This is a genomic window from Bradyrhizobium sp. (assembly GCF_030654605.1).
GTDB lineage: Bacteria > Pseudomonadota > Alphaproteobacteria > Rhizobiales > Xanthobacteraceae > Bradyrhizobium.
On sequence record NZ_JAURXB010000172.1, the window covers coordinates 1 to 5,740 of the forward strand.

The 5,740-nt window shown below is 63.6% G+C and carries 4 protein-coding genes; all 4 read right to left on the reverse strand.

Translation table 11 applies throughout. From position 1 onward, the window contains the following. Positions 1–375: 375 nt before the first annotated feature. On the reverse strand, positions 376–822 hold the full coding sequence (locus Q7U29_RS16055) for a cytochrome c (RefSeq protein ID WP_304743100.1): 447 nt from the start codon (positions 820–822) through the stop codon (positions 376–378). Positions 823–932: 110 nt separating this feature from the next. Further along, on the reverse strand, positions 933–3,242 hold the full coding sequence (locus Q7U29_RS16060; protein ID WP_304743094.1) for a xanthine dehydrogenase family protein molybdopterin-binding subunit: 2,310 nt from the start codon (positions 3,240–3,242) through the stop codon (positions 933–935). 187 nt (positions 3,243–3,429) lie between these two features. Next, positions 3,430–4,281 carry an outer membrane protein gene (locus tag Q7U29_RS16065; protein WP_304743096.1) on the reverse strand — a complete coding sequence of 284 codons (852 nt, stop codon included), beginning with the start codon at positions 4,279–4,281 and terminating at the stop codon, positions 3,430–3,432. 257 nt (positions 4,282–4,538) lie between these two features. Further along, the gene (locus tag Q7U29_RS16070) at positions 4,539–5,402 is read right to left on the reverse strand and encodes an outer membrane protein (protein ID WP_304743098.1); all 864 of its coding nucleotides are present in this window, start codon (positions 5,400–5,402) and stop codon (positions 4,539–4,541) included. Between the last annotated feature and the right edge of the window lie 338 nt (positions 5,403–5,740).

Here is a 5,740-nt window from a genome sequence, read left to right on the forward strand (position 1 = left end):
CCACCAGAAAATGGCGCAGCCGATGACGCCCGCAACGACGAGACCTCGAAAAAAAAGACTTTGGAAAATTCGCCGCAGCATTCACCGATCCGTCATCAAGGAGCCTGAACCAGGCGGCCAGTATGGCCGTTATTGCGGCCCTGCGCTGCCTGAAAATTGAGGCCGTTCAAACCGGACCGCGGGAATAAATCCGCCATCCCGCTGTTTTGAAACTGACACCACCATGTCGCGTCAACGCGAACAACAAAAAGGGCAGACGCTTCAGGCGTCCGCCCTTTTTCGTAGCCCGCATCAGTGGCTGACGGTTTCCCGGATTTCGCTCGCCGGGGCGGCGCGTTGCGCCGATCCGCTCGCTCCATCCGGGCTACGACCGGATCAGCCCTTCTTGAGGCGGTAGGTCTCGTGGCAGCCGCCGCATTCCTTGCCGATGGCGGGGAAATTCGCTTTCAGCGAATCGAGGTCCTTGATCTTGGCCTTGGCTTCGGTGATCACCTTGGCGAAGCTCGCGACCGCAGCGTCGTAGCCAGCCTTGTCGCTCCAGATCTTCGGCGTCGGGCTGAAATCGCCCTCCAATTTGGCGTCCTTGACGCTGGCGGGGAACATGGCCGGCAGCTTCTTGGCGGTATCGTTGAGTTGGGCGAGCGCGGCATCGACCGCGGCCTGATCGTAGGGCTTTTCGCCCTTGAACATCGGGCTCAACACGCCGCCGATGTTCTTGCCATTGGCCTTCATGGCATCCTGGGCGGCCTTGACGGCATCCTGCGCCATTCCAGCGCCAGCGCCGAGCACCAACGTTGCCACCACCACGACAGTTCGCATCATCATCGGTCGCATCCCCTTGCTTTAGATCCCGCCCATTCGCGGTCCGCGAATGGCGCTGACTATGGTCCAACCCCGCGCCCGGATTTTCATTCCGGGCGCGCAAACAAATATCAGAGGCTATGCTGGCGCTGGTGCTCGCGGATCGCGACCCAGACCCGCTCCGGGGTCGCCGGCATATCGATGTGGTCGATCTTGTATTCGCGCCATAGCCCCTCGATGATCGCATTGACGACCGCCGGACAGGAGCCGATCGCGCCGGCCTCGCCTGCGCCCTTGACGCCCAGCGGATTGGTCTTGCAGGGCACGTTGTGGGTTTCGAACACGAATGACGGACCATCGGCCGCGCGCGGCAGCGCATAATCCATGAACGTGCCGGTGACGAGCTGGCCGTCCCTGGGGTCGTAGACCGCCTGCTCCATCAGGGCCTGGCCGATCCCTTGCATCGCGCCGCCATGAACCTGGCCGGCCAGCAGCAGCGGATTCAGCGTCACCCCGAAATCGTCGACGATGACATACTGGATGATTTTGATGATGCCGGTGGCGGGATCGATCTCCACCTCGGCGAGGTGGGTGCCGTTGGGGTAGGTGCCGTCGGCGCTGGTAAAGGTCGCGGCGGCCTTCAGCTTGGACGGATCGACGCCCGGCCGCTTCGCCAGATCGGCGAAGCTGATAGAGCGGTCCGTGCCGGCAATCCGCACGATGCCATTGCTGATCTCGAGGTCGCCGACGCTGGTTTCCAGCGCCTCGGCGGCGATCTCGCGCAAATTCGTCCCCAGCGTGCGGGTGGCGCGCTCGACGCAGACCCCGCCGGTCGGGATCGAAGCCGAGCCGCCGGTGCCGAGGCCGGTGGCGATGCGGTCGGTGTCGCCCTGGAAGATGTGGACACGTTCCGGCGCCAGACCGAACTGCTCGGCGACGATCTGCGCATAGGCGGTCTGGTGGCCCTGCCCGCTCGACTGCGTGCCGATCAGGATGGTGACGTCGCCATTGGGATCGAGCGCCACATTGGCGGTCTCCTCGCCCATGGTGCCGCACACCTCGACATAGGTGCCGAGCCCGATGCCGCGCACCAGCCCGTGTTTCTTCGCGGCCTTGGCGCGCCTGGGAAACTCCTTCCAGTTGCCGATTTCCATCGCCCGCTTCATATGCGCGGTGAAGTCGCCGGAGTCATACACCTTGCCGGTCGCGGTCTTGTACGGCATCGCCCGCGGCGCGATGAAATTCTTGCGCCGGATCGCATCCGGCGCCATGCCGAGTTTTCGCGCGCATGCATCGACCAGCCGCTCGATCACGTAAGCCGCCTCGGGACGTCCGGCGCCACGATAGGCGTCGACCGGCACGGTGTTGGTGAAGACGGTGCGGACCCGGCAGTGGAAGGCCTGGATGTCGTAAAGGCCGGGCAGCATGCCGGCGCCGCCATGCGGAATGTAGGGCGCGAAGGTCGACAGATACGCGCCCATGTCGCCCATCAGATCGACATCCATGCCCAGGAACTTGCCGTCCTCGGCCAGCGCCATCCGCGCCGTCGTGACGTTGTCGCGGCCCTGCGCGTCGCCCATGAAATGATCGGCGCGGTCGGCGGTCCATTTGACCGTGCGGCGCAGCCGGCGCGCGGCGACCGCGATCAGCGCGTATTCGCGATAGGGAAACAGCTTGGTGCCGAATCCGCCGCCGACATCCGGGCAGATCACCCGCATCTTTTCGAGCGGGATTTTCAGGATCATTCCGGCAATGATCTCGCGCAGCCGATGGCTGCCCTGGCTGCCGACCGTCAGCGTCAGATGATCGCGCTTGGCGTCGTATTCACAGACCGCCGCCCGCGTCTCCATGAAATTGGTAATGACCCTGGGATTGACGATCGATACTTCGGCCACAGCATGGGCCTTGGCGAAGGCGGCCTCGGTCGCCTTCTTGTCGCCGACCGGCACGTCGAACAGCACATTGCCCGCATGCTCCGCCCAGACCTGTGGCGCGCCCTTCTTGACCGCATTGGCAAGGCCGATCACGGCCGGCAACGGCGTCCAGTTGACCTCGATGGCCTCGATGGCGTCGCGGGCCTGATCGACGGTGCCCGCAACCACGAAGGCAACGGCATCGCCGACATGGCGCACCACGCCGTGGGCGAGAATGGCATAGGGCGGGCCGGTGAACGGATCGACTTCCAGATTGAACAGGCAGGGCAGGCCGCCGAGATCCTTGACGTCGTCAGCCGTCAGGATCGCACCGACACCCGGCAGGCTCCTGGCACGGGTGGTGTTGATGGTGAATTTGGCGTGGGCGTGGGGCGAGCGCAGCACCAGCGCATGCATCGAGGCCTGCGGCGCGTGGTCGTCGGTGTAGCGGCCCTTGCCGCGAATGAGCGCGTCGTCTTCCTTGCGAAGGACGCTTTGACCGACGCCGAACTTGATGGGAGCAGCCATCTGATCTCCGGTTTAAAGATTATAACCGTTCCATACTGCAGCGGTTCGCCTGCCAGCGCAAACCGCTTTCGGCGGGAAATTGGCGGCTTTGACCGCAAGGGAAACGTCCGGTTGCACTGCAATCACCAACAAAAAAGCCCCGGACGATGCCGGGGCTTTTGATTGTCGGGAGCAGCTTTCGCCGAGATCAATACTTCGCGACCACCGGGCCGCCGAAATGGTAGTTCAGTCCGGCCCGCAGCACGACGTCGGTAACCTTCGAGGTGTAGTCGAAGCGCAGCGGCGGAGCGCTGGTGAGCAGAACCGGGCTGCCCGAGAAGCTGCCGTAATCCATGTAGAGGCCTTCGAGCTTGCCGGTCCAGTTGCCGCCCAGTCGTGCTTCGACGCCGGCCCCGACCACCCAGCCGAACCTGGTCTGATCGTTGCTCCAGGCCACGGAGGTGGGCGCACTTGCGGCAGTAAAGCCACTGAGCACGCCGTCGGTCTTAATTCCGGCAACCGCGAGGCCGCCCGTGACGTAGAGCAGCGCCGACGGCGTGACGAGCATGCCAACCCGCGGACGCAGGGTTACGAACCATTCGATGTGCTGGTTGAAGGACGTCGTTGGGGCGACATTCAAACCGGGTCCAAAAGTGAGGCCGTTGCAAGCGCCGGGCGCGGTGGCGCAGGTGAAGCCGCGACCGCCCTTCTCGTCGGTCCATTGACCATCGAGCTCGATGCCGGCGACCCAGTTTCCAAACTGCCAGTTCTTGCCGACCTGACCGCCGATCACAAATCCGTCGAGATTGATGTTTCCGCTCTGGGTGGGGCTGATCTGAACCCCGGTCGTGTTGTTGTAGAACGTACCTGACGTGTCCGACCGGCCCCAGCTGTAGCCGACGTTGCCGCCGACGTAGAATTTATCCCAAGTCCAGATCTCGACGATCGGCGGCGGCGCCTTGGTGTAGCGCGGTGCCATATCCGCCGCGTTCGCGACCGAACTGGCAGCCATCGCGGCGAACGCCGCGGCCGCGATTGTCTTCAATGTTGAAGCGCACATGGGAAGCCCTCTTCGTAAGATCAAATCAAAAACCTGACCTGATCCTAACGGGGATTCCCGGCCAGGGGGATGCCGAGTTACACCGCGCCGGCATTTTGCTCGCGGATGTTGCAAAAAGGCGCCACTGGCGATCCGGCGGACTCCCGACCGAGGTCCAGACTCGATGGGGGGCGATCGCAGCCCCGGGGATGCCCCCAGCAAAAAAGCCCCGGGCGACGCCGGGGCTTTGATTTGTCGGGAGAAAACTGACGCCGGGATCAGTACTTCGCGACCACCGGGCCGCCGAAGTGATAGTTCACGCCGGCCCGCAGCACGACGTCGGTCACCTTCGAAGTGTAGTCGAACCGCAGCGGCGGATTGCTGGTGAGCAGAACGGGGCTGCCCGAGACGCTGCCGTAATCCATGTAGAGGCCTTCGAGCTTGCCGGTCCAGTTGCCGCCCAGTCGTGCTTCGACGCCGGCTCCGACCACCCAACCCCATTTGGTGGCGTCGTTGCTCCAGGCCACGGAGGTTGGCACCTGTGCCGGAGTAAAGCCACTGATCACGCCGTCGGTGTTGATTCCGGCAACCGCGAGGCCACCGGTAACGTAGAGCAGCGCAGACGGCGTGACGAGCATGCCGACCCGCGGACGCAGGGTCACGAACCATTCGATGTGCTGGTTGAAAGTCGTCGTCGGCGAGACGCCGGCACCGGGTCCAGCCGTAATGAAATTGCAGATGCCGCCGGGAGGAGCTGCCGGCGTCACGCAGGTGAAGCCGCGACCGCCCTTCTGGTCGGTCCATTGGCCGTCGAGTTCGACGCCCACGACCCAGTTTCCGTACTGCCAGTTCTTGCCGACCTGGCCGCCGATCACAAATCCGTCGAGATTGATGATCCCGCTCTCGGTGGGGCTGAGCTGAACTCCGGTCAGGTTGTTGTAGAATGTACCTGAGGTGTCCGAACGGCCCCAGCTATAGCCAACGTTGCCGCCGACATAGAATTTATCCCAGGTCCAGACCTCGACGACCGGCGGCGGCGCCTTGGTGTAGCGGGGAGCGATATCCGCCGCGGACGCTACCGAACTTGCAGCCATCGCGGCGAACGCCGCGGTCGCGATTGCCTTGAATGTTGAAGCGCGCATGGGAGCCCCTCTCCATAGGATCCAATCAAAACCTGACGTTGAACCTAACGGAGATTCCCGGCCGAGGGGATACTCAGTTGCATCGCTCCGACATTTTGCTCGCATATGTTGCAAAAAGGCGCCAGTCCGGCGGGAGGTTCGCCATATACCATTGAAACATCGACAAGATTCAGGACGACCGAACCAGCGAAATCAGCCATCGGCGGCCAAACAGCAGCAGGATCGAGCCGGCATAGACCACCGCGCCGGTGACGATCAGGAGCAGCAGCGCCGCTTCGTCGCGCAGCGCGCCCCATTGCGCCAGGTGCTGATTTGCGAACCAGGCGGCAGACCACAGT